Origin of the sequence: uncultured Boseongicola sp. (genome assembly GCF_937988555.1) — a bacterium.
Classification (GTDB): Bacteria; Pseudomonadota; Alphaproteobacteria; order Rhodobacterales; family Rhodobacteraceae; genus Boseongicola.
This window is the reverse complement of record NZ_CALJXO010000159.1, coordinates 1-24,772: the sequence shown is the minus strand read 5'-3', so window position 1 is coordinate 24,772 and position 24,772 is coordinate 1. Positions and strand designations below refer to the sequence as shown.

25 protein-coding genes are annotated in these 24,772 nt (G+C 56.7%); 13 read left to right on the top strand and 12 right to left on the bottom strand.

The window, feature by feature from the left end; all coding sequences use genetic code 11:
• Positions 1-589: 589 nt before the first annotated feature.
• Entirely contained in the window at positions 590-964 is a 375-nt protein-coding gene (locus Q1B15_RS08660; RefSeq protein WP_299753039.1) for a hypothetical protein, read from the bottom strand.
• A gap of 497 nt (positions 965-1,461) precedes the next feature.
• Between Q1B15_RS08660 and Q1B15_RS08655 the strand changes: the two genes are divergently transcribed.
• From Q1B15_RS08655 to Q1B15_RS08645, 3 genes are read left to right on the top strand one after another with little or no spacing between them, the layout of a single operon-like run.
• Positions 1,462-2,418, top strand: coding sequence for an NAD(P)-dependent oxidoreductase (locus Q1B15_RS08655; protein ID WP_299753037.1), 957 nt, complete (start codon positions 1,462-1,464; stop codon positions 2,416-2,418).
• An 18-nt stretch (positions 2,419-2,436) separates the two neighbouring features.
• Positions 2,437-3,069: a class I SAM-dependent methyltransferase gene (locus Q1B15_RS08650; protein ID WP_299753035.1), complete on the top strand. Its 633-nt coding sequence runs from the start codon at positions 2,437-2,439 to the stop codon at positions 3,067-3,069.
• A gap of 8 nt (positions 3,070-3,077) precedes the next feature.
• Entirely contained in the window at positions 3,078-3,620 is a 543-nt protein-coding gene (locus tag Q1B15_RS08645) for a pseudouridine synthase (RefSeq protein WP_299753033.1), read from the top strand.
• Positions 3,621-3,627: 7 nt separating this feature from the next.
• Here the strand turns inward: Q1B15_RS08645 and Q1B15_RS08640 are convergent, their stop codons facing one another.
• From Q1B15_RS08640 to Q1B15_RS08625, 4 genes are all read right to left on the bottom strand, one after another.
• Positions 3,628-4,137: a hypothetical protein gene (locus tag Q1B15_RS08640; protein ID WP_299753031.1), complete on the bottom strand. Its 510-nt coding sequence runs from the start codon at positions 4,135-4,137 to the stop codon at positions 3,628-3,630.
• Positions 4,138-4,277: 140 nt separating this feature from the next.
• The gene (locus Q1B15_RS08635; RefSeq protein ID WP_299753045.1) at positions 4,278-5,756 is read right to left on the bottom strand and encodes an NAD(P)(+) transhydrogenase (Re/Si-specific) subunit beta; all 1,479 of its coding nucleotides are present in this window, start codon (positions 5,754-5,756) and stop codon (positions 4,278-4,280) included.
• A gap of 17 nt (positions 5,757-5,773) precedes the next feature.
• The gene (locus Q1B15_RS08630; RefSeq protein ID WP_299753029.1) at positions 5,774-7,345 is read right to left on the bottom strand and encodes a Re/Si-specific NAD(P)(+) transhydrogenase subunit alpha; all 1,572 of its coding nucleotides are present in this window, start codon (positions 7,343-7,345) and stop codon (positions 5,774-5,776) included.
• Between the two features lie 112 nt (positions 7,346-7,457).
• Positions 7,458-7,889 (bottom strand): isoprenylcysteine carboxylmethyltransferase family protein, encoded by a 432-nt coding sequence (locus tag Q1B15_RS08625; protein WP_299753027.1) that lies wholly within the window; start codon positions 7,887-7,889, stop codon positions 7,458-7,460.
• A 48-nt stretch (positions 7,890-7,937) separates the two neighbouring features.
• Between Q1B15_RS08625 and kynU the strand changes: the two genes are divergently transcribed.
• Complete coding sequence (gene kynU, locus Q1B15_RS08620) at positions 7,938-9,131, top strand: kynureninase (RefSeq protein WP_299753025.1); 1,194 nt, start codon at positions 7,938-7,940, stop codon at positions 9,129-9,131.
• Positions 9,131-9,604, top strand: a complete 474-nt coding sequence (locus Q1B15_RS08615; RefSeq protein WP_299753023.1) for a GNAT family N-acetyltransferase — start codon at positions 9,131-9,133, stop codon at positions 9,602-9,604. The genes kynU and Q1B15_RS08615 overlap by 1 nt, the downstream gene beginning before the upstream one ends.
• Here the strand turns inward: Q1B15_RS08615 and Q1B15_RS08610 are convergent.
• From Q1B15_RS08610 to Q1B15_RS08595, 4 genes are all read right to left on the bottom strand, one after another.
• Positions 9,580-10,266: a D-lyxose/D-mannose family sugar isomerase gene (locus Q1B15_RS08610; RefSeq protein WP_299753021.1), complete on the bottom strand. Its 687-nt coding sequence runs from the start codon at positions 10,264-10,266 to the stop codon at positions 9,580-9,582. The genes Q1B15_RS08615 and Q1B15_RS08610 overlap by 25 nt on opposite strands.
• A 31-nt stretch (positions 10,267-10,297) precedes the next feature.
• Positions 10,298-11,071 carry a gamma-glutamyl-gamma-aminobutyrate hydrolase family protein gene (locus Q1B15_RS08605; RefSeq protein WP_299753020.1) on the bottom strand — a complete coding sequence of 258 codons (774 nt, stop codon included), beginning with the start codon at positions 11,069-11,071 and terminating at the stop codon, positions 10,298-10,300.
• 127 nt (positions 11,072-11,198) lie between these two features.
• Positions 11,199-13,340 (bottom strand): malate synthase G, encoded by a 2,142-nt coding sequence (locus Q1B15_RS08600; RefSeq protein ID WP_299753018.1) that lies wholly within the window; start codon positions 13,338-13,340, stop codon positions 11,199-11,201.
• 72 nt (positions 13,341-13,412) lie between these two features.
• Positions 13,413-13,556 carry a DUF2256 domain-containing protein gene (locus Q1B15_RS08595; RefSeq protein ID WP_299753016.1) on the bottom strand — a complete coding sequence of 48 codons (144 nt, stop codon included), beginning with the start codon at positions 13,554-13,556 and terminating at the stop codon, positions 13,413-13,415.
• A gap of 35 nt (positions 13,557-13,591) precedes the next feature.
• On the opposite strand from Q1B15_RS08595, the gene Q1B15_RS08590 reads away from it, so the two are divergent.
• Entirely contained in the window at positions 13,592-14,017 is a 426-nt protein-coding gene (locus Q1B15_RS08590) for a hypothetical protein (protein WP_299753014.1), read from the top strand.
• Between the two features lie 120 nt (positions 14,018-14,137).
• The gene (locus tag Q1B15_RS08585) at positions 14,138-15,379 is read left to right on the top strand and encodes a hypothetical protein (RefSeq protein WP_299753011.1); all 1,242 of its coding nucleotides are present in this window, start codon (positions 14,138-14,140) and stop codon (positions 15,377-15,379) included.
• On the opposite strand, the gene Q1B15_RS08580 is transcribed toward Q1B15_RS08585, so the two are convergent.
• Positions 15,358-16,056, bottom strand: a complete 699-nt coding sequence (locus Q1B15_RS08580) for a transglycosylase SLT domain-containing protein (RefSeq protein WP_299753043.1) — start codon at positions 16,054-16,056, stop codon at positions 15,358-15,360. The genes Q1B15_RS08585 and Q1B15_RS08580 overlap by 22 nt on opposite strands.
• Positions 16,053-16,688: a transglycosylase SLT domain-containing protein gene (locus tag Q1B15_RS08575; protein WP_299753009.1), complete on the bottom strand. Its 636-nt coding sequence runs from the start codon at positions 16,686-16,688 to the stop codon at positions 16,053-16,055. Before Q1B15_RS08575 ends, Q1B15_RS08580 begins: the two co-directional genes overlap by 4 nt.
• Positions 16,689-16,848: 160 nt before the next feature.
• On the opposite strand from Q1B15_RS08575, the gene gatB reads away from it, so the two are divergent.
• Both gatB and Q1B15_RS08565 read left to right on the top strand, forming a co-directional pair.
• Positions 16,849-18,360 (top strand): Asp-tRNA(Asn)/Glu-tRNA(Gln) amidotransferase subunit GatB, encoded by a 1,512-nt coding sequence (gatB, locus tag Q1B15_RS08570; protein ID WP_299753041.1) that lies wholly within the window; start codon positions 16,849-16,851, stop codon positions 18,358-18,360.
• Between the two features lie 77 nt (positions 18,361-18,437).
• Positions 18,438-18,815: a DUF4177 domain-containing protein gene (locus Q1B15_RS08565; protein WP_299753006.1), complete on the top strand. Its 378-nt coding sequence runs from the start codon at positions 18,438-18,440 to the stop codon at positions 18,813-18,815.
• Here Q1B15_RS08565 and Q1B15_RS08560 read toward each other — a convergent pair.
• The gene (locus Q1B15_RS08560) at positions 18,812-19,069 is read right to left on the bottom strand and encodes a BolA family protein (protein ID WP_299753003.1); all 258 of its coding nucleotides are present in this window, start codon (positions 19,067-19,069) and stop codon (positions 18,812-18,814) included. The genes Q1B15_RS08565 and Q1B15_RS08560 overlap by 4 nt on opposite strands.
• Before the next feature lie 77 nt (positions 19,070-19,146).
• Here Q1B15_RS08560 and Q1B15_RS08555 point away from each other — a divergent pair, with 77 nt between their 5' ends.
• From Q1B15_RS08555 to Q1B15_RS08540, 4 genes are all read left to right on the top strand, one after another.
• Positions 19,147-19,776 (top strand): DnaJ domain-containing protein, encoded by a 630-nt coding sequence (locus tag Q1B15_RS08555; RefSeq protein WP_299753000.1) that lies wholly within the window; start codon positions 19,147-19,149, stop codon positions 19,774-19,776.
• A gap of 522 nt (positions 19,777-20,298) precedes the next feature.
• A complete protein-coding gene (cobS, locus tag Q1B15_RS08550; RefSeq protein ID WP_299752997.1) occupies positions 20,299-21,282 on the top strand; it encodes a cobaltochelatase subunit CobS in 984 nt (327 codons plus the stop codon).
• 79 nt (positions 21,283-21,361) lie between these two features.
• Positions 21,362-23,239, top strand: a complete 1,878-nt coding sequence (gene cobT, locus Q1B15_RS08545) for a cobaltochelatase subunit CobT (protein ID WP_299752994.1) — start codon at positions 21,362-21,364, stop codon at positions 23,237-23,239.
• The coding region (locus tag Q1B15_RS08540) for a M24B family metallopeptidase (RefSeq protein WP_299752991.1) at positions 23,239-24,772 on the top strand (1,534 nt) is incomplete at its 3' end. The genes cobT and Q1B15_RS08540, both read left to right, overlap by 1 nt.

Here is a 24,772-nt window from a genome sequence, read left to right as displayed (position 1 = left end):
CAATCTGGCAATGCGGGACGGGGAGCGATCATTTTTAGAGGGCCTTTGATGGTTGCTGGCTTTGGGTTGGACAAAACGGTCTTCACCGCGACTGAATATGCAAAAAACGCGCTGACGTGAAGGTAGCGGGCATTGAAAGGCGGATCGACTGAAAAAGAAAATTTTCGGGCGGATTGCAGCATCTGGCGCGCGCATGGGCCTTGGTTCAGGTCCTCCATTCTTTTTCAAAACTACTGGCCGGCGTATGAGCTGAGATTGCCTTCTTCAGATCGCCGTGGTCTTCATAAACGCCTGCAAGTGCCAGCGTGAAGTCTTGTTGCCACAAGTGGTTGCTCATCCGCGTCGCGATCCGTGCACAGGAGAGGTCCAAATCGCGCGCCGTTCTAGATTGCGGCGCGCGTGTACAACGGCTGCGTATCGGTGGATGATCTGGCCTTACGCGCGGAAGTCACAAACTTCGATTGCGATACCAAGACCGGTGACAAAGGTCGCTTCAACATTGTCGAAATCTTCAAGGCTTACATAGCAGGTTCCAAGGGCCTCCCTGGTATAGGGCAGAACCAGGCGGTTTGCGTGTTCTTCGCACGGCTCAAGCGAAAATTCGGGGTGATTTTCCGCTTTTTTTGACCTCATCACCGGCCAGCATCCATCGGGCGGTATTGTGCTCGACACGTGAAAGTTCAGCGTCTTTGCTCAGAACGCGCACCCGGCCAATCGTCAGCCCCGCGCGAGAACGATCGCCTTTGTAACGCTGAATAATCGCTTTGGTGGTCAACAGATCAACATGGGCTTCCGGGTCGCTGTCCGGTCCGGCAAGGCCAATGCCGTGTTCGGTGGCGCATGTCACAAGGTCGAGCCGATTCCGGCTGTAGTGGCGCACCCCGAGGGTGAAATAGACAAACGCATGCGCTTCAGGATGGCTGCTTTCGGTCAAGAGCGTCTCGGCCTCAAGACTATGTTCCATCGAGATATTGAAATCTCCGCGCCATTTTGCCTACCACGCCAAGGTCAAAAGTACATAGCCACGCTCGGCTTTCAGATCGTTGGGCGGGTTACTTTCGGTCCGTCCAAGCGCGGCTCTGGCGTAAGTATCGCTTATCTCAAGAGACGACCATAGAACCTCCACGCGACCTTATTCACGAGAGCCGGATCCCCTTTCGGCAAGGCCCCCGTGACCGCGCCGTGTAAAGTCATCGGCTTGAGCCGGGAAGTCGGATAGCGTGCATGCGGGTCAAATGGGGAAACTCTTATTAAGGAGCTTAGCCTTCGGTATAATTTATCCGGGAAGTGGAAATTTATGAATGCCAAATAAATCAGGCGCCAGTTTCGTCACATTCTGAAACCACTGATCAAAGTGCATTGTAAAATGGTCGCATCAGGCTCCGCTATGACGCAAACAAGCGCGCCCTCTCTAATGGCCTGCCGCCATCTTCCGGGAACATCATCTTGAGGGGACAGCGCATGAATGTTGGGTTTATTGGTTTGGGAAATGTCGGCGGAAAGCTTGCTGGCAGTTTGCTGCGAAATGGCTTTGATCTGACGGTCCGGGATTTGGATCGCTCGTTGGCCGAGCCATTTCTGAAGGGCGGCGCTCGATGGGCCGAAAGTGCGCAGGAATTGGCGGAACAAGTCGATTTGGTGGTGACTTGTTTGCCTTCGCCTGCGGCCTGTTCGGAGGTGATGGAAGGCGAGAGCGGTGTGCTTGCCGCGATGGGGCCGGGCAAAATCTGGGCCGAGATGTCAACGACCGATGCAGACGAGATGGCGCGGTTGGCAGTCATGGTGCAGGCTAAGGGAGCCTCCGCGATTGAGTGTCCGGTGTCCGGCGGCTGTCATCGCGCTGCGACCGGAAATATATCAATCTTTGCGGGCTGCGACCGCGAGACATTCGAGCGGATGTTGCCGATCCTAACGACTTTGGGACGGCGGGTATTGCACACCGGGCCCATCGGCTCGGCCTCAATCCTGAAGGTCATGACCAACTATCTGGCCACGGCGAACCTGTTGACGGTTTGCGAGGCGATGGTGACGATGAAGGCGGCAGGAGTTGATCTGGCCACCACGTTCGAAGCCATCCGAATCTCGTCGGGCAATTCCTTTGTCCATGAGACCGAAAGTCAGGTTATTTTGAACGGCTCGCGGACGATAGATTTCACCATGGACCTTGTGTTAAAGGACATTGGCCTGTTCCAGAAGATTGCGGACGACGCCAGTGTTCCGCTCGAGATCTCGCCCTTGATGATTGATATATTCAAGGATGGACAAAGGCGATTTGGGGCGCGCGCGCAGTCGGACGATATTATTCGCAGGCTGGAGGACGCCACGGGGCTTGATATCACGGCGACCGGCTTCCCGTCCGAGATGGTGGATGATGAGCCAGAGGAACCCGGCTATGAGGTGGTTGTGAAGCGGGGTTGAGGCCGGGTATGCTGCCCTATGGCAGATGAACCCAACCTTGACGCCGCCTATGCGGTCCAAACACCCGAAGACAATCTAAAGCTTTACGAAAAATGGGCAGAGACCTATGACGCTGATTTTGTGCAAGCAACAACCTATCGATTTCCGAAATTGGTGACGCAATCTTACGTGGATGCCGGCGGTAGATCGCCATGTCTGGATGTGGGCTGTGGCACGGGCGCATTGGGTGAACATTTCCCCGAGGGCGCTGTGGTCGACGGGCTGGATTTGTCGCCTGAGATGCTGGCAGTCGCTCACCGCAAGAAGCTGTACCGCAACCTGATCGAGGCCGATCTTAAAGAGCCGCTTGATCTGGGTGATGAAACTTATTCGGGCCTCGTGAGTTCCGGCACATTCACGCACGGGCACGTCGGGCCCGAAGCGTTGCCAGAGCTTGTGCGCGTTCTGGCGCCCGGCGCAGTAGCGATCATTACCGTAAGACCGGAGGTTTGGGTCGATTTGGGTTTTGACCAAACGTTCGAGGCTTTGCAGGCAAACGGATATGTCTCTGCGCCAGAAATTTCCGAAGAACGTGTTTACGCAGACTCTACGCGCGCGCCAGAAGGGCATGACGAAGATGTTGGCCTGATTGTCACGTTTAGGCGCCTGTAGAACAGGCCATGGCGCAAACCATCCTTTTCAACAAACCCTTCGGTGTACTTTCGCAATTTACCGATGCGAAGTCTCTGACCACGCGTCCGACCCTTTCGGGGTTTGGACTGCCGTCCGGTGTTTATGCGGCGGGCCGGTTGGATCGCGATAGCGAGGGGCTTTTGGTGCTGACCGAAGATGGTCGTCTGCAGGCCCGCATTTCGAACCCAAAGGCCAAGACCGAGAAGGTCTATATGGTTCAGGTTGAAGGTGATCCCTCCGAGGCGGACCTTGACCCCTTGCGGCAAGGGGTCAATCTGAATGACGGCCCGACATTGCCCGCAAAAGCGCGGTTGCTTGAGACCCCTGCCCTTTGGGAGCGCGATCCCCCCGTGCGGTTTCGCAAATCAGTGCCGGATCGCTGGATCGAGATCACGATCTCGGAAGGGCGCAACCGGCAGGTGCGGCGGATGACGGCGCAAATCGGGTTTCCGACGCTGAGATTGGTGCGCTGGCGGGTCGGAGACTGGACGCTAGACGATCTTGCACCGGGGGCGTGGCGCGCGATATAGGCCATTCTCAGGATTGGCAGGCGGACCATTCGATCAGGGCCACGGCGCGCTCATTGAATGTTGCTTCTTTGACAACGCCTTCAATAGCGACCGAGACCGTGCCTCCAAGTATTTCGCTGCCCGCGACTGTGATTTCACGACCCCCCTGCGTGTCGTCCACATCGATAGTGAAGGCGACAGGGGACTGTGGAGTCAACGCGGAAAGCTCAAGCGTTAGCGCGACATCGCCATCGCTGACCGCTGAGGTGCCCAGAAGAACGTCCGCTCCTGCCACGACCTCGAACGGCTGAAAGATTTCGACGCCCGCGCCGCTGTCGGTCACATCGAAGATCAGCGCGCCGGCCGAGCCCTCAAGGTTCACTGTTATTGCGACGGGACCGCCTGCGCAGAAGTTTTCGGTTGCTGTAAAGACGAAACGGTCTTTCGGTGCGCCTTCGACAAAGCGCACCTCGATATCTGCAAAAGCGGGAACGGCAGTGAAAACGGCAAGACTGACGATGGCGGCTATGAAAGTCATGCGGGCGGTCCTTGCGTTGCTGTATTACGAGATGGCGCTGGGAAGACATTCGTCAATCGAACCGCATGGGTATACTCATCCGCGTCACAAAAAAGGCCCGCAAATTGGCGGGCCTTTCGTTTCTGATTTGGTCTGCACCCTTAGTCGATCTTTGGTAGCAGTGTGTCGAGCGAAGCCTTGGCGTCGCCGTAGAACATGCGCGTGTTATCTTTGAAGAAAAGCGGGTTCTCGATGCCTGAGTACCCGGTGCCCTGCCCCCGTTTGGACACAAAAACCTGCTTGGCTTTCCAGCACTCCAGAACCGGCATTCCGGCGATGGGGCTGTTTGGATCGTCCTGTGCCGCCGGGTTCACAATGTCGTTCGAGCCGATGACAATGGCGACGTCCGTTTTGGGGAAGTCTTCGTTGATCTCGTCCATTTCCAAAACGATGTCGTAGGGCACGCGGGCTTCTGCCAGAAGCACGTTCATGTGTCCCGGCAAACGACCCGCGACCGGGTGGATTGCGAACCGAACCGTCTTGCCCTGCGCGCGCAGCTTGCGGGTTAGTTCGCTGACCGATTGCTGCGCCTGCGCCACCGCCATGCCGTAGCCCGGAATGATGATGATGCTGTCGGCGTCGTTCAATGCCGATGCCACACCATCGGCGTCGATCGCGATTTGTTCACCTTCGACTGCCATCTGAGGGCCTGCTTCTCCGCCAAAGCCACCAAGGATAACGCTGACAAAGTTACGGTTCATCGCCTTACACATAATGTAGGACAGAATGGCGCCGGACGAGCCGACAAGCGCTCCCGTCACGATCAGAAGGTCATTGCCTAGCGTAAAGCCTATAGCCGCCGCTGCCCAGCCCGAGTAGCTGTTCAGCATCGACACAACGACCGGCATATCAGCGCCGCCGATACCCATGATCAGATGCCAGCCGATGAAGCCTGCAACCATGGTAACAAGCACCATGGTCCAGATACCGGCACCGGTGAAGTAGGCAAAGCCAAGGAGAAGACAGATGATCAGCGAAAGCGCATTCAGATAGTGACCCGAAATGAACCGGATCGGCGCAGTTTCATTTGGCAGCATCAGTTTCTTCGGCTTGCCATCAACTTTTCCGGCAAGTTTTCCAAACGCCACGATTGAGCCCGTGAAAGTGATCGCGCCGATGAATATCCCGAGGAAGACCTCGACCTTCAGGATCGCGACTTCGACGCCGTCTTTCTTCCACAGTTTCTCGCCAAACGCGGTAAGATCGGCGTCCGAAAGCGCGATGCCTGCAGCTTTGATCTCGCTCACAGCTGTCAGCATGATGTCCGCGTTAAGGCCGATAAAGACCGCCGCCAGACCCACGAAGGAGTGAAGCGCGGCCACAAGTTGTGGCATCTCGGTCATCTTGACGCGCTGGGCGACATAGACACCAGCGACGGCACCGACGCCGACAGTCAGAATGATCAACCAAAGATTACCGACGCCGGGCGACAGAATGGTGGCAACCATCGCCACCCCCATGCCGACGATGGCGTACCAGATCGCACGTTTCGCGCTTTCCTGGTTCCGCAGCCCGCCAAGTGCGAGAATGAAGAGAACAGAGGCCGCTATATAGGCGGCAGAGACAAGTCCGTTGGACAACATTTTCTCGCCCCCCCTTAAGATTTCTGGAACATGGCGAGCATCCGGCGTGTCACCAAAAATCCACCAAAGATGTTAATCGACGCGATCAGGATTGAGATGCCCGCAAGAAGCACCACGATGATATTGCCCGAGCCGACCTGAAGCAGTGCGCCCACCACCACGATGCCGGAAATGGCGTTTGTGATCGCCATAAGCGGCGTGTGTAGCGAATGCGCGACGCCCCAGATCACCTGAAAGCCCACGAAGCAGGCAAGCGCGAACACCACAAAGTGCTGCATGAAGCTGGCAGGCGCAAAGGCACCGATCAGAAGCATAAGCGCGCCACCGGCGGCCAGGAGAGTGACCTGTTGCTTGGTCGCTTCTTTGAAGGCCGCAGATTCCTTCGCCTTTTTCTCTTTGGGCGTCAGGTCTTTCGGTTTGTCTTTTTTCGGCTGAGCCGCGATGGCTTTCGTTTTCGGCGGCGGGGGCGGCCAAGTGATCTCGCCACCTTTGGTCACGGTCGCTCCACGGATCACATCGTCTTCCATGTTGTGCACGACCTGGCCGTCTCTTTCCGGCGTAAGATCGGTCATCATGTGACGGATGTTGTTGGAATAAAGCAGCGAGGACTGTGCTGCCATTCGGCTTGGGAAGTCTGTATAGCCAACGATAGTGACGTTGTTCTTGGTCACTATCTTGTCGTCTTTGACGGTCAATTCGCAGTTACCACCGCGTTCCGCGGCAAGGTCCACGATGACCGAGCCGGGCTTCATCATCTCGACCATTTCTTTGGTCCAAAGGATTGGTGCATCGCGGTTCGGGATCAGCGCCGTGGTGATGACGATGTCGACTTCAGGCGCCAGTTCGCGGAATTTCTTCAACTGAGCGGCTGCGAATTCCGGCGATGATACGGCGGCATAGCCACCAGTAGCTGCACCGTCCTGAGCGGATTCTTCAAAGTCGAGGTAGACAAACTCCGCGCCCATCGACTCGATTTGTTCAGCGACTTCGGGGCGCACGTCGAACGCCAGCGTGATCGCGCCAAGCGAGGTTGATGTACCGATAGCGGCAAGACCTGCGACGCCTGCGCCAACAACAAGAACCTTGGCAGGCGGCACTTTGCCAGCGGCTGTCACCTGACCGGTGAAGAACCGACCAAAGTTGTTTCCCGCTTCAATCACAGCGCGGTAGCCGGCGATATTGGCCATGGACGACAGCGCGTCCATTTTTTGTGCGCGACTGATGCGCGGGACCATGTCCATTGCGATAACGCTAGCGCCCTGCTCTTTGGCAGTATGCAAAAGCTGATCGTTGGCGGCCGGGTAGAAGAACGAAATCAGCGTCTGCCTGTCCGACAGCTTTTTGGCTTCGGCATCTGTGGGGGGGCGAACCTTGGCGACGATCTCGGCATCTTTCCAAAGGGAAGCACCAGAGACGACAGCGACGCCCGCCTCTTTGTAGGCGGCATCAGAGAAGCCCGCGGCCTCGCCGGCGCCTTTCTGGATCATACACTCATAGCCGAGTTTTTGCAGGTCCTTGGCGCTGGCTGGCGTCATCGCCACCCGTGCTTCACCGCTTGCGCTTTCTTTTGGCGCTCCGATCTTCATGGACTATCCCCTGAATTGTATTGTTGTTAGCAGACTTGTATCGTTTCATCGCGATGTCTAATCGCACCGCCAAATTTTCTCAATGCCCTAACGTCGGCAACGCCTGCGGCCCTTACAGCCAGCGCCGGGTTTGGAACATGTATGCCTCATATTGCGCGCCAAATGCGGTTGTCAGGCGGGCTTCCTCACCGGTGATGAAACGTCGGATCAGGACCCATGCAAGAACCGGAACAAGAAAAAATCCGAGCAATTTGCCCCAGATCAAGGAAAAGCCTGCGAGGATCAGGAGATCTGCAAGGTAGATCGGATTGCGCGAAAGGCGGAATATGCCGGTGGTAATGAGAGCTGAAGGGGATTGTCGCGGAAAAACCGCAGTGCGCGCCCGTGCGAACTCAACAAGCGACGCAGCGATCAAGGCGGCTGCTGAACCTAAAGCGATGAAACCGGGCACAGATGCCGTCCCCCAAGGCGCGGCAAGCGGCACATTCCATGTAAGCAGTAATGCCGCGACGGTCCAAACTGGCGGGAGATCAATCCATTTCATGGACACCACCCTAGCGTCGGAAGGTTGTTGCGGCTATGGGCTTTGCGCATGACAGATTTTGAAGCGACCCGCCGTTTCTTCCACCTTCCCAAGGGCATGATTTACCTTGATGGGAATTCGCTTGGGCCCCTCCCGAAATCCGTGCCTGCCCGACTTGAGGCGATGGCGCGCGACGAATGGGGAGAGATGCTGATTACCGGCTGGAACCGTGCGGGGTGGATGGCCATGCCACGCCGCGTTGGTGACCGCGTGGGCCGCCTGATCGGCGCGCCTGATGGCAGTGTTGTGTTGGGCGATACGTTGACGATCAAGGTGTATCAGGCGCTGGCGTCTGCCCTTGAGATGCGGCCCGAGCGACGCGTTATCTTAAGCGATTCCGGGAACTTCCCCAGTGATCTGTATATGGCTGACGGGCTTGTTAAGTCACTTGATCGCGGACTTGAATTGAAGATCGTCGCGCCGAAAGAAGTGGCCGACCATATTGACGAGACAGTCGCCTGTCTGATGTTGACCGAAGTAGATTACCGCACGGGGCGACGCCACGACATGCCTGCATTGACCACAAAGGCCCACAAGATGGGTGCTTTGGCGATATGGGACTTGGCGCATTCCGCAGGTGCATTTCCGGTCGATGTACTTGGGGGCGGCGCGGATTTCGCCGTGGGGTGCACGTACAAATACCTGAACTCCGGCCCCGGCGGCCCTGCCTTCATCTATGTAGCACCCGGGATCACCGAAGATGTCCGCCCGGCATTGTCGGGATGGTTGGGGCATGAAGCTCCGTTTGCCTTTGATCTGGATTACCGCGCCGGTGCGGGCATTGACCGGATGCGGGTCGGCACGCCTGCGATGCTGCAGATGGCGGCTCTTGATGCAGCACTGGACGTCTGGGACAACGTCGATATGGACGATCTGCGGGCACGATCAATTGAGCTGATTGATCTGTTTATCGCCGAGGTCGAGGCACGCTGCCCGGCCGTGACGCTGGCTTCGCCGCGCGATGGTACAAAGCGTGGATCGCAGGTCGGCTTCCGCCACCCCGAGGGCTATGCCGTGATGCAGGCGTTGATCGCTCGCGGTGTAATAGGTGATTTCCGCGCGCCAGACATCATGCGCTTTGGCGTGACGCCACTTTATATTAGCGAGGCAGAAATTCTTGGCGCTGTCGGACATCTGGAAGAGATATTGAACACCAACGAATGGGACACGCCGGTCTTCAGGACGCGTGCTGCGGTGACTTAATGCGTGAATGGGAACCAACGGACGCTGAGGCGAGCTATGCGGTTTACTATCAGGCCGTCCATAGTGGCGCGGGCAATCACTATTCCCCCGATCAGCGGCACGCATGGGTGCCATCTCCGGTGTTGCCGGAATGGTGGTTGCCACGGCTGTCGGCATCCAAGGCCTGGGTAACCTCAGACGAGCACGGATTGACCGGATTTATCAGCCTGCACGAGGTCGGATATCTTGATATGTTTTTCGTCGCCCCCCGCGCACGCGGGAATGGCACAGCATCACAATTGTATGAAAGGCTGTTGGAACAGGCCCGCGAGACTGGTCTTGATCGCCTGGCCACGCATGCAAGTCATTACCTGCGCCCGTTTCTTGAAAAACGCGGCTGGCACGTTTTGGCAATAGAGGCCGTGACGCGTTTGGAAGTCGAGCTTGAGCGGTTTGAAATGGAACTGCCTCAGGTTGACAGCCAGGTCTCGTAATCGCTGACAAGAAGATGCGTGGGAGCCACGTCTTCCTCGATTGCCGCAAACCGTCCAATGGGATCGCGGAAGAGGTTGTCAGTCACATCGTCGTTGACGGTAGAGACCTCGCCAATCAGCACATCGCCCCCTTCGCCCCAGAACGAATGCCAGTCGCCGGGCATCAACGTCACGCTTTCGCCTGGAGCAAACATCAGTTTCTCACCGGGACCGAAAGGTCGCTCGATCCCGTCGCAAAGCACCATGCCACCTCGATCTTCTGCGAAGTTGCCTTGGTCGTCGGATCCAAAAAGCTCGATCACCATCGTCGCGCCGCCACGATTGATGATATCTTCGGATTTGATCACATGGGTGTGCATCGGGCTGATCTGGTCTTGGCGCGAAATCAGCAGCTTTTCTGCGTAGACCATGCCGCCGCCGCGCTGCAAGTCAGCCAGTGACCCGTTCCGAAGCGTGAATAGAAACAGGCCCAGCGCATTGAAATTTCCCTGACCGTAATCTGTGATGTCCCAGCCCATCCGGGCATCGACGATCCGGCGTGCATCGCTACGGGCGCGAAATTCGTCCGCAGACCAGTAGGCAAAAGGTGGAAGGGTAAAGCCGTGGTGACGGATAAGATCATCCGCCGAGGCCATGATGTCATTTATTGCCGAGCGCTTCATGACGCAAGTTTACGATGGTCCGCCGAGAAAATCACGCGCTTTTCAGACGCGACGTGCGATCGCTGGATTTCCACGCAACAAGCGCTTGTCCGAAGGCTTCAAACAGCGGGCGCGACACCGGATCTTCGGCCGCCTTGTATTCCGGGTGCCATTGGACCCCAAGCGTGAAGCCCGGCGCACCGTCCACGTAAATCGCCTCGGGTGTGCCATCGTCGGCCCAACCGTCGATCACGATCCGGTCGCCTTTATCCTTGATCCCCTGACCGTGCAGCGAGTTGGTGCGCACAACTTCCGCCCCCATAAGACGGTGGAACATGCCGTCCTTTGTGAACGTGACGTTCTGGCAGATTTCAAATTTTTCTTCGATTGTCCCGTCGGGTGGCATCCGGTGGTTCACCCGGCCCGGCAGGTCCCGGATTTCAGGATGGAGCGAGCCGCCCATGGCGACGTTCAATTCCTGAAAGCCCCGGCAAATCGAAAGGATCGGCTGCCCACGCGCCACACATTCGCGGATCAAAGGCATCGTCACACTGTCGCGCGCCTCGTCAAAGGCGCCATGCGCCTCGGTCGGTTCTTCATTGTAGTGCTCTGGATGGATGTTTGCGCGCGCGCCAGTGAACACAAAACCGTCGCAGGCCGCCATCAGGTCAAATACATTCACCAATGCAGGGTCCGTCGGCACGATTAACGGAAGTGCGCCGGAAACATCGCAGACAGCCTCGCTGTTCATCCGACCGCCTGAATGGGCCGGATATTCATCATTAACTAGGAAGAAATTCCCGATAATGCCAACAACTGGTCGCACGCGTGATATCCCCTTCGATTGAGGACTTTCTAAGCGAAAGACTTATCCTTGATAACTGCACCACGCGCACAAGGACCTGTGCGTCACGTGCATTTTTGCACGCTCAGCCCAGTTTTCCCGTCGTTGCCTATTGCGAGGCTTTCAGTTCCAACCGGCGACGATGCAGAACCGGCTCGGTATAGCCGGACGGCTGCGTACGCCCCTCAAAAACCAGTTCGCAGGCAGCCTTGAAGGCAATCCCGCCGAATCCGGGTGCCATCGGGCGGTACAAGGGATCTGAAGCGTTCTGGCCGTCAACGACCTCTGCCATGCGCTCCATGATTTCCCGCACTTCATCGCGGCTGATAACATCGTGGTGCAGCCAGTTCGCGATATGTTGCGCCGAGATACGGCAAGTCGCGCGATCTTCCATCAGGCTGACATTGTTGATGTCCGGCACTTTCGAGCAGCCAACACCCTGATCAATCCAGCGCACCACGTAGCCAAGAATGCCTTGCGCGTTGTTTTCGACTTCACGGGTGATCTGGCGTTTGTTCCACATCTGAAATGACGCCAGCGGGATATCGAGAATCTGGTCGACGTGCGCGCGCGCGCCCACTGCTTTCAGCTTTGCCTGAACGGCAAAGACGTCGACTTTGTGATAGTGCAGCGCGTGCAGTACCGCCGCCGTCGGAGACGGAACCCAGGCGCAATTTGCGCCGGCTTGCGGATGTTCGATTTTGGATTGAAGCATCGCAGCCATCAGATCTGGCATGGCCCACATGCCTTTGCCAATCTGAGCCTTGCCGGACAGTCCACAGGCGAGACCAATATCGACGTTGCTGATTTCATAGGCCGAAATCCAAGCTTTACGCTTGATCCAGTCTTTGCGGCTGAAGGGGCCCGCTTCCATCGAGGTGTGCAGCTCGTCGCCGGTCCGATCCAGAAAGCCGGTATTGATGAAGGCCACGCGCGACTTCGCGGCGCGAATACATTCCATCAGGTTCACCGACGTGCGGCGTTCCTCATCCATAATGCCAAGTTTGACCGTATCTTGCGGCAAGCCCAGCGCTTTTTCGACATGGGTGAATGTGTCGTCAGCAAAGGCGACCTCTTCCGGGCCGTGCATCTTTGGCTTCACCACATAGACCGAACCCGTGACGGAATTCCCGCCGTCCCGTGCCAGATCGTGCTTGGCGATCAAGGCGGTGATCATGGCGTCCATCAGACCTTCGAATATCTCGTGTCCACCGCGGTCAAGGATAGCCGGATTGGTCATTAGGTGACCGACATTGCGCACCAGCATAAGCGCGCGCCCCTTCACCGTGACATCGCCGCCATCTGGGCCGGTAAAGGTCTTGTCGGGGTTAAGGGCACGGGTAATTGTTTTCCCGCCCTTTTCAAAAACGTCCGTGAGGTCGCCCTTCATCAGGCCAAGCCAATTGCGATAGGCCTGCACTTTGTCTTCGGCATCGACGCATGCAACGGAGTCTTCGCAATCAAGGATGGCGCTGACGGCGGCTTCAAGACGGACATCCGCAAGGCCCGCCTGATCGCGGCTGCCAATCGGGTGTGTGCGATCAAAGACCAATTCCGCATGGAGGCCGTTGTTGCACAGCACGATTGCCGTGGGCGCTTTGGGGTGGCCCTGAAAGCCGACAAACTTCGAGGGATCGGCAAGGGGTTGGTCATCAACGAGGAGCGCCCCGTCATGAACATAATAGCGGCGGGCATCGGCGTGGCTTAGGCCCTCAAGGGCAAAGGCTTCGTCGAGAAACACCCGCGCTTTTGCGACAACGCGTGCGCCGCGGCCCTTGTTATAGGCCCCTGATGGCCGCGTTCCGTCGGTTGCATCAGTGCCATAAAATGCGTCATACAGACTGCACCAGCGCGCATTTGCGGCATTGAGCGCGTAGCGTGCATTGGTGATCGGCACGACAAGCTGTGGCCCCGGCACTCTGGCAATCTCGGGATCTGTGTTGGTTGTGGTGATCTCGAAGGCTTCGCCAACAGGCACGAGATAGCCGATCTCGCTTAGAAACGTCGTGTAAGCAGCATGGTCATGGGGCTGGTTGCGATGGCGGATATGCCAGTCATCGATCTGCGTCTGGATCGCTTCACGTTTTTCGAGGAGCGCGCGGTTTCTTGGCCCAAACTCATGCACCAGTGTGCTGAGGCCGGCCCAGAACGCATCCGCCGTCACGTCGCTGCCCGGAAGGGCTTCGGTTTCGACAAACTCTGCAAGCTGTGTGCTTACGGCAAGCCCTGCTCGATCAACGCGTTCCGACATGACTGAAGCTCCCTAAAATTTTGTAAGGGGACGCTTAGAATACTGTCCAACCGGAGGCAAGAGACGGTATACTCAGGTATTCTGCGCGCGACGACACCGCTCGGAGCAATATTTGACCTCATCCCAGACCTTGGCCCATTTCTTACGCCACTCAAAAGGACGACCACATGTAGCACAGACCTTGGACGGCAGATTGGCTTTCGTCTGTTTTGCCATTTCGCTTGCCAATCCCGCTTTGCTAAGCCACCCAAATGCAGATGCCCGATACATTTACACATAGACGCACATCGCGAAATGCCACCAGCTATGCGCTGGTTGGCGGTGCAATCGTTGTTTTGTTGGTGATGATCGTCTGGCTTGAGGCGCATCCGTTGATTGTCGCGCTCTTTGGGGTGCTGATCGCGCCGGCAATCTGGACGATTATGGCAAACACCGAAGCCAAGCTAACGGTCACAGATGATGCAATATCCTGGCAGGTGGGCGCGCGTGGCGATGAAGTGGAGTTAAGCGACATCGACTATATGCGCGCACGCACCGCGCTTGATTTGTCTCAGCGGGTTGCCCTGTTTCGCCATTCCGGGCCGAAACTGCACATTCCGGGGCCATGCCTGCCATCGGGGCGGCAGTTGGACGATGCTTTGGGAGCGCGCAACGTTACGGTGAAACGCCTTTTCTAGGCCGGAAAACGCATTTTATTCGGCAAGGCCCGACAAAAATGACCGCTTTTAATTCATTCGCCTTAAAGTTGCCCAATTCCCGCGATTTGGTCCAATGGTTGCGTGGAGAAGAAAAAAGACATGCCGCTTGAAACAACCCCCTACCTGGCCGGCCTGACATCAACCCTGTCGGGCCCGGTGGGGATTGCGTTTTCGCTGACACTTTTGGGCGCGCTGACTATGGGCAGCTTGCGCCGCTTCAGCCGTGCCGCGATAGCGGACAGGTCTAAGCCAATGACGGCATCCGATCTGCCGCGCGAATTGCTTATTCCCGTGGTGCGCAATGACCCCGACTTTGTGGCTCACTCTGCTGTGGCAAACCGCGTTTCTGATCTTTTTGAACGCTGCGATTGGACGCAGTTGTCACGCGAGATCTCGGTTTGGGAGCGTCGCCTGGACGCAACACCCGGCGGAACGCGCCACCACGACATCGCGGTCGAAACCTGCCTTTTGCCACTTCAAACCTGTCTTGACGAGGCCGCGCGCGGAAGCCTCGATGATCTAGAAGAAGCAGACGAGATGATTGCCGGCTATGTTGCGCGCCACACCGACGCGCCGGGCGATCCGGTGCATGCGGTATTGGCTGCTTGCGCGCATATGCTTGTGGCTGACAACTGCCGCGCCGAGTTCTGGCCAGACAGCGAGCGCAAGCGTGCATGGCGTCACATGGCGCAACATTATCTCAAAGCTGAGGCCATTTTGGCACCTTTTGATCCGGTTGCGCAGATGTCCCCTTTGCTGGCAAGCGCCTATTACGAACTCGCGCTTGGAATGCCTGATGGTGGCGCGCGCCTGAAGCCTGCTTTCGAGGACTGGATAGACCTTGATCCATCTAACCCCGCGATCTACGCTGTTCATATGCCCCAGAGTTTCGGTGATGGGCCGATCAATCTCAAATCGTTCAATGAAGAAGCCCGCCGCGCCGAAGCGCGCACGAGTGAAACACTTGGACTAGGCGGGTTTGCGTTATGCGTCCTACCCTCTTTGGCTTATTGTCCCGAACTGCGCGAGCATATTGATGCGGATCGCCTTTCGGCCGCTTTATTGGATCTTGCACGCTTGTCCGGCACGCAAGCCGACGTGAACTGGGCGGCAGCCACGCTTATTAAAGAGCGCGAACTTGCAAGCGGTGCTCGTCGCGACACCTATCGAGACGCATTTGATTCCCTTGTGCGGCGTCATCTGGGCGTGATCTATCCGCGCCTCTGGCATATTTCTCTTGACAATATTCGCGCTCAATTGGCCGACACGTTCGAGCGCACAGGTGACCCGAAAATCACAGAAAATCCTGATTTTCCGGTCTATTCCGCCAGTGCCGCCTGACCTTCAGGACGCGCAAGCGGGCGGACGTCTGCCAGAGATCGACAATATCGCTGTTCGCGCGTGTAGCGCTGCATGTCGCTGCGCATCCAGTCGTTACGAATAGGGCCCCAATCCGCGGCAACCCCCCGCCAACGTGGATCTTTCACCGATATCGCCCCGTCACGCGGCACGGTGATCGCCATGATGCGCACGGCGCAATTGAGGTTGTCGCTTGCGCGTTTCAACTCTTCGCCGGTCTGGACGCGGCAATCGCGGAATTCGGCCGTGGGCGGATAGATTTGCATAAGCCCGAACCAACGCCCGTTGCCGCCAACCGCGCGCGGGTTCCATGTGCTTTCGTAGCGCGAGAGCGTTGACAAAAGCGCTGCCCAAAACGCGGCGCGCTCGTCTTTGCCGTGACCGGGATAGGCCGGGCACCATTCGCCGATATCGGTTGGCACAACATCGAGCAAAGGTGCGCCGTGGGTGGCCACGGCGGCCAGCGCAACACGGGTCCAAAGAGCGCCATTCTGGCGATGTTCCCAACGCGCACGCGGCAGGTCAGCGTCACGAGGCGCTGGGCTGACAGCGAGGGTTTGCAGCGCGGCAGACACCGTCGAGACTTCACGAGCTGTTTGCGCGAATGCAACTAAAGGCAGGGCGATAAGACCAAGTCCTAAAAGAATTTTATGGATCACTGGCAATACGAGAGACCTCGGGTATAGGCCTTTATGTCGTTTCGTTTACTCTCTTGATGAAAGGGGCCCCAATCGGCGGCAATGCCGCGCATTCCGCGCGAAATCACGTCGTCTCGCGGCACTGTTTCCGCCATGATCCGGATCCCGCATGACACATTAAGCGCGCCGTCTTTCAAAGCATCCGCGTCCCCGGCAACACAGCCGTATCCGCGCGCTGTTGCAGGCGCAATCTGTAACAGCCCGTGCCACTCGCCCTCGCCGCCAGAGACATCAGGTCGCCATGTGCTTTCGTGATACGACAGGGAAGCGATCAGGTTGACCCAGAACGCTTTGCGCACGCGCGGGCTCGCGTCCTGATATCCGGGGCAATATTGCGCGATATCTTCGGGAACAAGCGCGATCAAAGGTGAACCATGGCTGTCGAGCGCCGCCATCGCCGCTCGGGTCCAATGCGCACCGCGCTCTTCCGTGTCCCAACGGACTTTGACGGGTCCCTGAACGACGCCGGAAGACACCGGATTAGGCGCGCGCGCACAAGCAAACGCCACCACAGCGATCACACCGAGGCCAACTACACCTAATCGCGCCATGTTCATCATTTCTCCAGACGCCCCACATACGGGATTGGACACGAAAACAGACCTTATGCCAAGCCTTTGGATGCCGGGCATGTGCGCGAATTCGCCGAACAGCCGCGTTCATGGCGTTTGCGCGTCTGTGTCGGCCTATGCCCCCTTGCCGCTTTGCCCTTGCTCGCCTAAAACCGGCTCGTTCCAAACGGCGGTGCCCGATATGCTTGATCTGACCTACGAGACTCCAAGGCCGAAAGTGATTGCCGGTGCCACCGGGGATTGGGAATTGGTCATCGGGCTTGAGGTGCATGCGCAGGTTGCCTCAAAATCAAAGCTGTTCTCCGGCGCCTCGACAACGTTTGGTGCCGAGCCGAATTCCAACGTCGCCTTCGTGGACGCCGCGATGCCGGGCATGCTTCCCGTCATCAACGCGTTCTGCATAGAGCAAGCCGTGCGGACTGGGCTTGGGCTTAAGGCCGCGATCAATCTGACCTCTGCGTTTGATCGGAAGAACTATTTCTACCCTGACCTGCCGCAGGGCTATCAGATCAGCCAATTGTATCACCCGATTGTCGGTGAGGGCGAGATTCTTGTGGAAATGGGATCGGGTGTTGCGCGTATTGTGCGGGTGGAGCGTATCCATCTTGAGCAGGACGCAGGCAAATCGATCCATGACATGGACCCCAATATGTCGTTCGTGGACTTGAACCGAACCGGGGTCGCCCTGATGGAGATCGTCAGCCGCCCCGACATTCGAGGACCAGAAGAAGCGGCCGCTTATGTGTTGAAGCTGCGTCAAATTCTGCGGTATCTCGGCACTTGTGATGGCAACATGCAAAACGGCAACTTGCGCGCTGACGTGAATGTATCGGTGTGTCGTCCCGGCGACTACGAAAAATATCAGGCGACACAGGACTTCTCGTATCTGGGAACGCGCTGCGAGATAAAGAACATGAACTCGATGCGCTTCATTCAACAGGCGATCGACGTTGAAGCAAAGCGTCAGATCGCCCTGTTAGAAGACGGCAAAGAAGTTGTTCAGGAAACGCGGCTTTATGATCCCGACAAAGGGGAGACGCGGTCCATGCGCTCGAAGGAAGAAGCGCATGATTATCGCTACTTTCCCTGCCCCGATCTGATGCCGCTTGAGATCGAGCAGGCATGGGTCGACGATATCAAAGCCTCACTTCCTGAATTGCCGGATGCCAAGCGTCTGCGCTTTGTCGCGGACTATGGCATGACAGAATACGATGCCTCGGTTCTGACAGCGGACGTCGAGAACGCGGCCTTTTTTGAAAATGTAGCAAAGGGCCTTGATGGCAAAATTGCGGCGAACTGGGTGATCAACGAACTATTCGGTCGGCTGAAGAAAGAGGGTCTCGAAATCGCGGATAGCCCTGTATCGGCCGGCCAGCTTGGCGGCATTGTCGAGTTGGTCACCAAGGGCGACATTTCAGGCAAGATCGCCAAAGACTTGTTCGAGATCGTCTGGACCGAGGGCGGCGACCCGGCAGCGATTGTGAACACGCGCGGCATGAAGCAGGTGACGGACACCGGCGCGATAGAAATGGAAGTGGACCGGATCATTGCACAGAACCCATCACAGGTCGAAAAAGCCAAAGTGAACCCAAAGTTGGCCGGTTGGTTTGTGGGTCAGGTCATGAAAGCCACTGGCGGAAAGGCCAATCCGCAAGCCGTTAACGAACTGGTGGCGGCTAAGCTTGGCCTTTGAGGCCGCAGCGTTACATTTGCTTTAAAGGGGCGATCTCGGGCAGGATCGTATTTTAGGCACGACAAAGGAGCGGTCCCGTGGTCAGGTTTGAATACAAGGCAGTCCCCGCCCCGGCGCGTGGCATAAAAGCCAAAGGCCTCAAAACCCTTGGGGATCGCTTTGCGCTGGCCATGACGGAGGCGCTGAACGATCACGCCAATGAGGGCTGGGAATTTGTGCGTGTGGAAACCTTGCCGTGCGAGTCCCGAAAAGGGCTGACCGGCACGCAAATCACAGATCAACCCATAATCGTGTTTCGCCGCATAAAGCACGCTGCTGCTCATCCACAAACCAGTGAAGCCCCCTTGCCTACTTTGACGTTAGCGGCGCAACCCGTCGCAGCACAGGCGCCTTCAGCCTCGCGCAGCGACCCGCCGATCAGCCGCATACCGGGCAGAGTCGAGCCGACACCTTAAGCGGAAATCTTAAGCTCCAGCGCGTGAATGCGCCTGACAAGTTCCGCGCCAAGTGCTGTGTGGACGGCACGGTGGCGCGCAATGCGGGACATGTCTCCGAATTCGTGTGCCTCGATTGTCACTTGAAAATGGCTTTCGCCACCCTCCTGAAAGCCTGAATGCCCCCGGTGACTTTCGCTGTCATCGACGATTTCCAGCGTCGATGGCTGAAACGCGGCTTCAAGGCGCGTTCGGATTTCTTCGGTTACTGACATTTTTTTGCGTCCTACCCCTTCTATCTTCAGACCAAGATAGTAAACTCATGCGTCCGAGTCGGAAAGGTGCCAGACCCATGAAAGACGATCCCTTCGGTTTTAATCTCAGTGTTTCTGCGGACAAGAAAAAGAGGTCGCGCACACGGCGCGGCATGTCAGGGGCGTTTGAAACGTCTACGCGCGTTTGCGAGCATGCGGGTTGCGAAGAAGTTGGTCAGTACCGGGCTCCGAAGTCGCCCGATGATCTGGATGAATTCTTCTGGTTCTGCAAAGATCATGTCCGCGAATACAATTTGAAATGGAATTTCTTCAACGGCGCGGCGGAGGACGAACTTGCAGAGCAGGTCGACAAAGACCGTGTTTGGGGCCGCGAAACGAAGCCGTTTACGAAACCGGGCGAAGAACAGCGCGCATGGGCGCGTTTAGGTGTCGACGATCCGCATCAAATCCTAGGGGAAAATGCGACACGCAATCACGGCAAAGGGATTGGCGGTACCCGCAAATTACCCCCCACCGAGCGGCGCGCTTTGGATATTCTCGATGCGCGCGACCATTGGGCGAAGGCGGAAATTCGTAAATCATACAAGGCACTTATCAAAGTATTGCACCCCGATATGAACGGTGGGGATCGCAGTCATGAAGACCAATTGTCCGAGGTGGTTTGGGCATGGGATCAGATCAAGGAAAGCCGGAATTTTCAAACCTAAGTTAAACAGGTCTTTCGCTTGTCAGTTCAAGGACCGGCAAGGCATTCACGGTACGACTTCTCCAACTCCTGGTGAGGTCGTTATGAACAACTAGGCTTTAAGTGAGCCATTCAATGCGCTTGGCGGCAAAATGAGCGTCATGCAAAGTCTTGTCCGACATTTCAATCTCGACCGTGCCCCTGAAAGTCACAGGTCCAAAATGGCTCCATAATAGGACCGGGAAGTGCGCCAAAGCATTTTTGGAAAAGACCTGACACAAGAAGATGTGCCAAAAAAACTTTCGCCCTTGCTTTTGCCCTTTTGCAGAAATTCAGGGGACGCACCGCATTAAACTGATAATAAGCGCCAAAAAAGACCGATCATCGGCAGTGAGGGCGTTGGCAATCGCCACGCAATCCGTAAACCACACCACAAAAGGAATCGCATCCGCGAACCTGCCAACCCCTTGCAACGGTGCTGATTATCAGGCACGTAAATTCCGACCAGCGTGGCGCTATTGTTAAAAAAAATTAGGGACTGGTAATGGATTATACGCGGTTAGACACCGATGCTAAGCCAACCGAAGACATCGATATTCGCGATGTATTCGGCATAGAAAGTGACATGAAAGTACGCGGGTTTTACGAATCAAACGAGCGCGTGCCAGAAATTGATCCAACTTATAAATTTGATCCAGATACCACTCTCGCGATTCTTGCCGGTTTTCAATACAATCGCAGAGTTCTAATCCAAGGGTACCACGGCACAGGTAAATCAACCCACATCGAACAGGTGGCGGCGCGATTAAACTGGCCATGTGTGCGGGTTAACCTTGATAGCCACATCAGTCGGATCGACTTGATCGGCAAGGATCAGATCAAGGTCGACAAGGGCATGCAGTATACCGAATTTCAAGAAGGCATCCTGCCTTGGGCCTTACGCAATCCGACGGCAATCGTTTTCGACGAATACGACGCCGGTCGCGCCGACGTTATGTTTGTGATCCAGCGCGTTCTCGAAATTGACGGCAAGCTGACCTTGCTTGATCAAAACGAAGTCCTCGATCCGCATCCGTATTTCCGTCTTTTTGCTACCGCCAACACGATTGGCCTTGGTGACACGACCGGACTTTATCACGGAACGCAACAAATCAACCAAGCCCAGATGGACCGTTGGACACTTGTTGCGACGCTCAATTATCTCAGCCACGATGCAGAGTGTGCAATCGTGCTATCGAAGGCTCCACACTATAACACCGAGCGCGGGCGCAAGATTATCAGTCAGATGGTTCACGTCGCTGACCTTACCCGGACGGCATTCATGAACGGCGATCTTTCGACCGTGATGAGCCCCAGAAGTGTAATCGCTTGGGCGCAAAATGCGGAAATTCTACGCTCGATTGGGTATGCTTTTCGCCTGACGTTCCTCAACAAGTGCGACGAGCTTGAGCGTCAAACCGTGGCTGAATTTTTTCAGCGCTGTTTTGACGAGGAACTGCCAGAGAGTGCTGCTAGCGTCGCAGTGTAATGTGCATTCGGTCGGGCTATCGCTGTAAAAACCAGAACCGACGCCACACACGGGCGTTGGTTTTGATTGGTGTATCCGAATGACAAACAACGACAATCCCGCAGATCCGTTCAAAAAGGCGCTTGCTGAGGCGACCAAGGTCATGGCCAACGATCCCGACTGGGGAGTTAGCTTTACGGTCGATCCGCCAGGTATGAACCAAGAAGGTGTGCGGCTTCCGCAAGTGACCCGCCGCATGACTTTGGAAGAGGTGCTTCTGGCGCGCGGAACGGCGGATGGCTACGCGCTACGCCGACGATATCATAACGAGGCGACGCACACGAAATTCGTCCCCGACGGCGAAATGGCCCGCGACATTTACGAGGCAATGGAAGTTGCGCGCTGTGAAGCCGTGGGTGCACACGATATGCCAGGGACCGCCGGCAACATCGACGCGCGCATCGCGCACGATGCGCAGCGGCGAGGCTACTCTCAAATCCGCGAATCCTCGGAGGCGCCGCTTGCTGTGGCTGCCGGGTATCTGGTCCGACATCTGGCGACCGGCCGACCACTTCCGGAAGGCGCCAACAACGTCATGGAATTATGGCGTGGGTTTATCGAAGAACAGGCCGGCGGCACGCTTGACGACCTTGACGACGTGCTGAAAGATCAGTCCGCATTCGCGCGCTTCGCGCGTCAGGTCATAAGTGATTTAGGGTACGGCGACCAATTAGGTGACGACCCGGACATGGACAATCCCGATCAGGATGATCAGTCCGACGAAGGCGCCGAAGACGACGAAAACCCGGATGCTCAAGGCGAGGATCAAGGAGGTGAAGAGGACGCGTCTGACGCTTCACCTGAACAAAGCCAAGATGCCGAGCAGGATCCGAGCCAAGCTCAGATCTCGATGGATGACATGTCGGATATGGAGACGGGCGAAGAGGCGGACATGCCGGATGGCGAGTCCGAGATGGAAGCGCCACCGCTGGCGCCAATCAGCAATGCCGACCCACATTACAACGTCTACTCAACAGAGTTCGACGAAGAAATTAAAGCCGAGGACCTAGCAGAACCAGCAGAGCTTGAACGTCTGCGTGCATATCTGGACCAACAACTCGACCCCCTTAAGGGTGCCGTCAGCCGTCTTGCAAATAAGCTGCAACGCCGCCTTATGGCGCAGCAGAGCCGCAGTTGGCAGTTTGATATGGAAGAAGGCATACTTGATGCGGCACGCTTGGCTCGCATCATTGCAAACCCAACGATCCCGCTTGCATACAAGCAGGAAAAAGACACGGAATTCCGCGATACAGTCGTCACATTGTTGTTGGACAATTCCGGTTCAATGCGCGGGCGGCCGATTTCCATCGCTGCGATCTGCGCGGATGTGATGGCGCGCACCCTCGAGCGATGCAACGTGAAGGTAGAAATTCTGGGCTTTACGACGCGCGCTTGGAAGGGTGGACAGTCCCGTGAAGCATGGCTTCAAGAGGGCCGCGCACAACTGCCCGGACGCCTGAACGACTTGCGCCATATCATTTACAAAAGCGCCGATGCGCCGTGGCGACGGTCGCGGGCGAACCTTGGTCTTATGATGAAAGAAGGCTTGCTGAAGGAAAATATCGATGGCGAAGCGCTGGAATGGGCGTTCCGTCGTATCGCGGGACGTCGGGAAGCGCGCAAAATCTTGATGGTCATTTCAGATGGAGCGCCAGTGGATGATTCCACGCTTTCCGTGAACCCTGCCAACTTCCTTGAAAAGCACCTTCGCGATGTCATTGCGATGATCGAAAAACGCAATACCGTAGAGCTTTTGGCGATCGGCATTGGTCACGATGTGACGCGTTACTACGGTCGCGCGGTGACGATTACCGATGTCGAACAGCTTGCGGGCGCGATGACGGAACAATTGGCTGCACTTTTTGACAACAATCCGCGATCCCGGGCGCGGATGATGGCCGCGAAAAAAGGGCGGTAATGTTTCAGTCGTTCGAGGCAACGTCATCACCCGATCAGGGCCCGCCCCGCTTGAAGGCGCTACGCGAAAAAATGTCCGCGGCGGGCTTGGATGCGTTTCTTGTGCCGCGCGCGGATGCGCATCAGGGCGAATACGTCGCCCCCTGCGATGAGCGGCTTTCTTGGTTAACAGGTTTCACCGGGTCCGCAGGTTTTGCTGCCATCGCGCCCGATAGCGCCGGTATTTTTATTGATGGTCGCTATAGGCTACAGGTCAAAGAACAGATCGCGAGCGATTTCACCCCAGTGCATTGGCCCGAAACAAAACTTGGTCCATGGCTGATTAACACACTGCCATCAAACGCTAAAGTTGGCTTTGATCCTTGGTTGCACACGGTGACAGAGCTCCGCGGATTGACCAAAAGCTTGGAAGCTGCTGGGATTGCATTGTCTGCCGTGCCAAATCTTGTTGATGCTATCTGGGATGATCGTCCGGGGCGCCCGAAGGCGCCACTTTTGGTCCATGCCATAGAGATCGCCGGTGAAAGCAGTGCCGACAAACGTGGTCGTCTTGCAGCTGAGCTTCGCGCGGCAAAGCGTGATGCTGTTGTTTTGACGCTTCCTGACTCGATTTGCTGGCTCTTGAACATTCGCGGCAGTGACATCCCGCGCAATCCATTGGCGCAGGGTTTCGCGGTTTTGGATGCCGCTGGCAAAGTTTCTTTTTTCACAAACGCGACGGCCGATGAAACGGTGATTTTGCACCTTGGGAACGACGTATCGCTTCATCCATACACTGGATTGACCGCATTTCTTGAAACGCTGAGCGGCACGATACAACTTGATCCGGCGTCGGCACCCGAGACAGTGCGGGCAGTCTTGGCGGATATTGAGACGATCGAAGTCGTCGACGGTGGCGATCCGTGCATCCTTCCCAAAGCCCAGAAGACAGATGCCGAGATCGCCGCAACCCGCGAGGCGCATTTGCGCGATGGCGCGGCGATGGTCGAGTTTCTGTCATGGTTTGACGACCGGGCTGCAGATGGTGGGTTGACCGAAATAGACGCCGCGAAATCGCTGGAGGGTTTCCGGCGGGCAACGAACGCGTTGCACGATATATCGTTCGACACGATATCCGGGTCCGGGCCAAACGGCGCCATTGTGCACTACCGCGTGACCGAAGGAACCAACCGTACGATCCAACCCGGCGACCTCTACCTTGTTGATTCTGGTGGACAATATATCGACGGAACGACGGATATCACGCGCACTATTGTTGTTGGTGCGCCAACAGACGAGCATCGCGCCTGTTTCACCCGCGTACTTCAGGGGATGATCGCAATCTCATGCGCGCGCTTTCCACGTGGACTTTCCGGGCGGGATCTTGATGCATTGGCCCGCGCTCCGCTTTGGCGTGCCGGGCTTGATTATGACCATGGTACCGGCCACGGCGTCGGAGTTTTCTTGAGTGTGCACGAGGGTCCGCAGCGGATTTCTAGGATGTCCGAAGTCCCTTTTATGCCCGGAATGATCCTGTCAAACGAACCCGGATACT

Excerpts from the sequence above, each read along its gene's own strand:
- Q1B15_RS08590 (WP_299753014.1), top strand. The coding sequence starts at position 13,592 with ATGCAGATGCCCGATACATTTACACATAGACGCACATCGCGAAATGCC.
- Q1B15_RS08610 (WP_299753021.1), bottom strand. The coding sequence starts at position 10,266 with ATGAAGCGCTCGGCAATAAATGACATCATGGCCTCGGCGGATGATCTT.
- Q1B15_RS08600 (WP_299753018.1), bottom strand. The coding sequence starts at position 13,340 with ATGTCGGAACGCGTTGATCGAGCAGGGCTTGCCGTAAGCACACAGCTT.
- gatB (WP_299753041.1), top strand. The coding sequence starts at position 16,849 with ATGCTTGATCTGACCTACGAGACTCCAAGGCCGAAAGTGATTGCCGGT.
- kynU (WP_299753025.1), top strand. The coding sequence starts at position 7,938 with ATGACAGATTTTGAAGCGACCCGCCGTTTCTTCCACCTTCCCAAGGGC.
- Q1B15_RS08645 (WP_299753033.1), top strand. The coding sequence starts at position 3,078 with ATGGCGCAAACCATCCTTTTCAACAAACCCTTCGGTGTACTTTCGCAA.
- Q1B15_RS08560 (WP_299753003.1), bottom strand. The coding sequence starts at position 19,069 with ATGTCAGTAACCGAAGAAATCCGAACGCGCCTTGAAGCCGCGTTTCAG.
- Q1B15_RS08625 (WP_299753027.1), bottom strand. The coding sequence starts at position 7,889 with ATGAAATGGATTGATCTCCCGCCAGTTTGGACCGTCGCGGCATTACTG.
- Q1B15_RS08660 (WP_299753039.1), bottom strand. The coding sequence starts at position 964 with ATGGAACATAGTCTTGAGGCCGAGACGCTCTTGACCGAAAGCAGCCAT.
- cobS (WP_299752997.1), top strand. The coding sequence starts at position 20,299 with ATGGATTATACGCGGTTAGACACCGATGCTAAGCCAACCGAAGACATC.
- Q1B15_RS08640 (WP_299753031.1), bottom strand. The coding sequence starts at position 4,137 with ATGACTTTCATAGCCGCCATCGTCAGTCTTGCCGTTTTCACTGCCGTT.
- cobT (WP_299752994.1), top strand. The coding sequence starts at position 21,362 with ATGACAAACAACGACAATCCCGCAGATCCGTTCAAAAAGGCGCTTGCT.
- Q1B15_RS08555 (WP_299753000.1), top strand. The coding sequence starts at position 19,147 with ATGAAAGACGATCCCTTCGGTTTTAATCTCAGTGTTTCTGCGGACAAG.
- Q1B15_RS08630 (WP_299753029.1), bottom strand. The coding sequence starts at position 7,345 with ATGAAGATCGGAGCGCCAAAAGAAAGCGCAAGCGGTGAAGCACGGGTG.
- Q1B15_RS08595 (WP_299753016.1), bottom strand. The coding sequence starts at position 13,556 with ATGGCAAAACAGACGAAAGCCAATCTGCCGTCCAAGGTCTGTGCTACA.
- Q1B15_RS08650 (WP_299753035.1), top strand. The coding sequence starts at position 2,437 with ATGGCAGATGAACCCAACCTTGACGCCGCCTATGCGGTCCAAACACCC.
- Q1B15_RS08655 (WP_299753037.1), top strand. The coding sequence starts at position 1,462 with ATGAATGTTGGGTTTATTGGTTTGGGAAATGTCGGCGGAAAGCTTGCT.
- Q1B15_RS08585 (WP_299753011.1), top strand. The coding sequence starts at position 14,138 with ATGCCGCTTGAAACAACCCCCTACCTGGCCGGCCTGACATCAACCCTG.
- Q1B15_RS08615 (WP_299753023.1), top strand. The coding sequence starts at position 9,131 with ATGCGTGAATGGGAACCAACGGACGCTGAGGCGAGCTATGCGGTTTAC.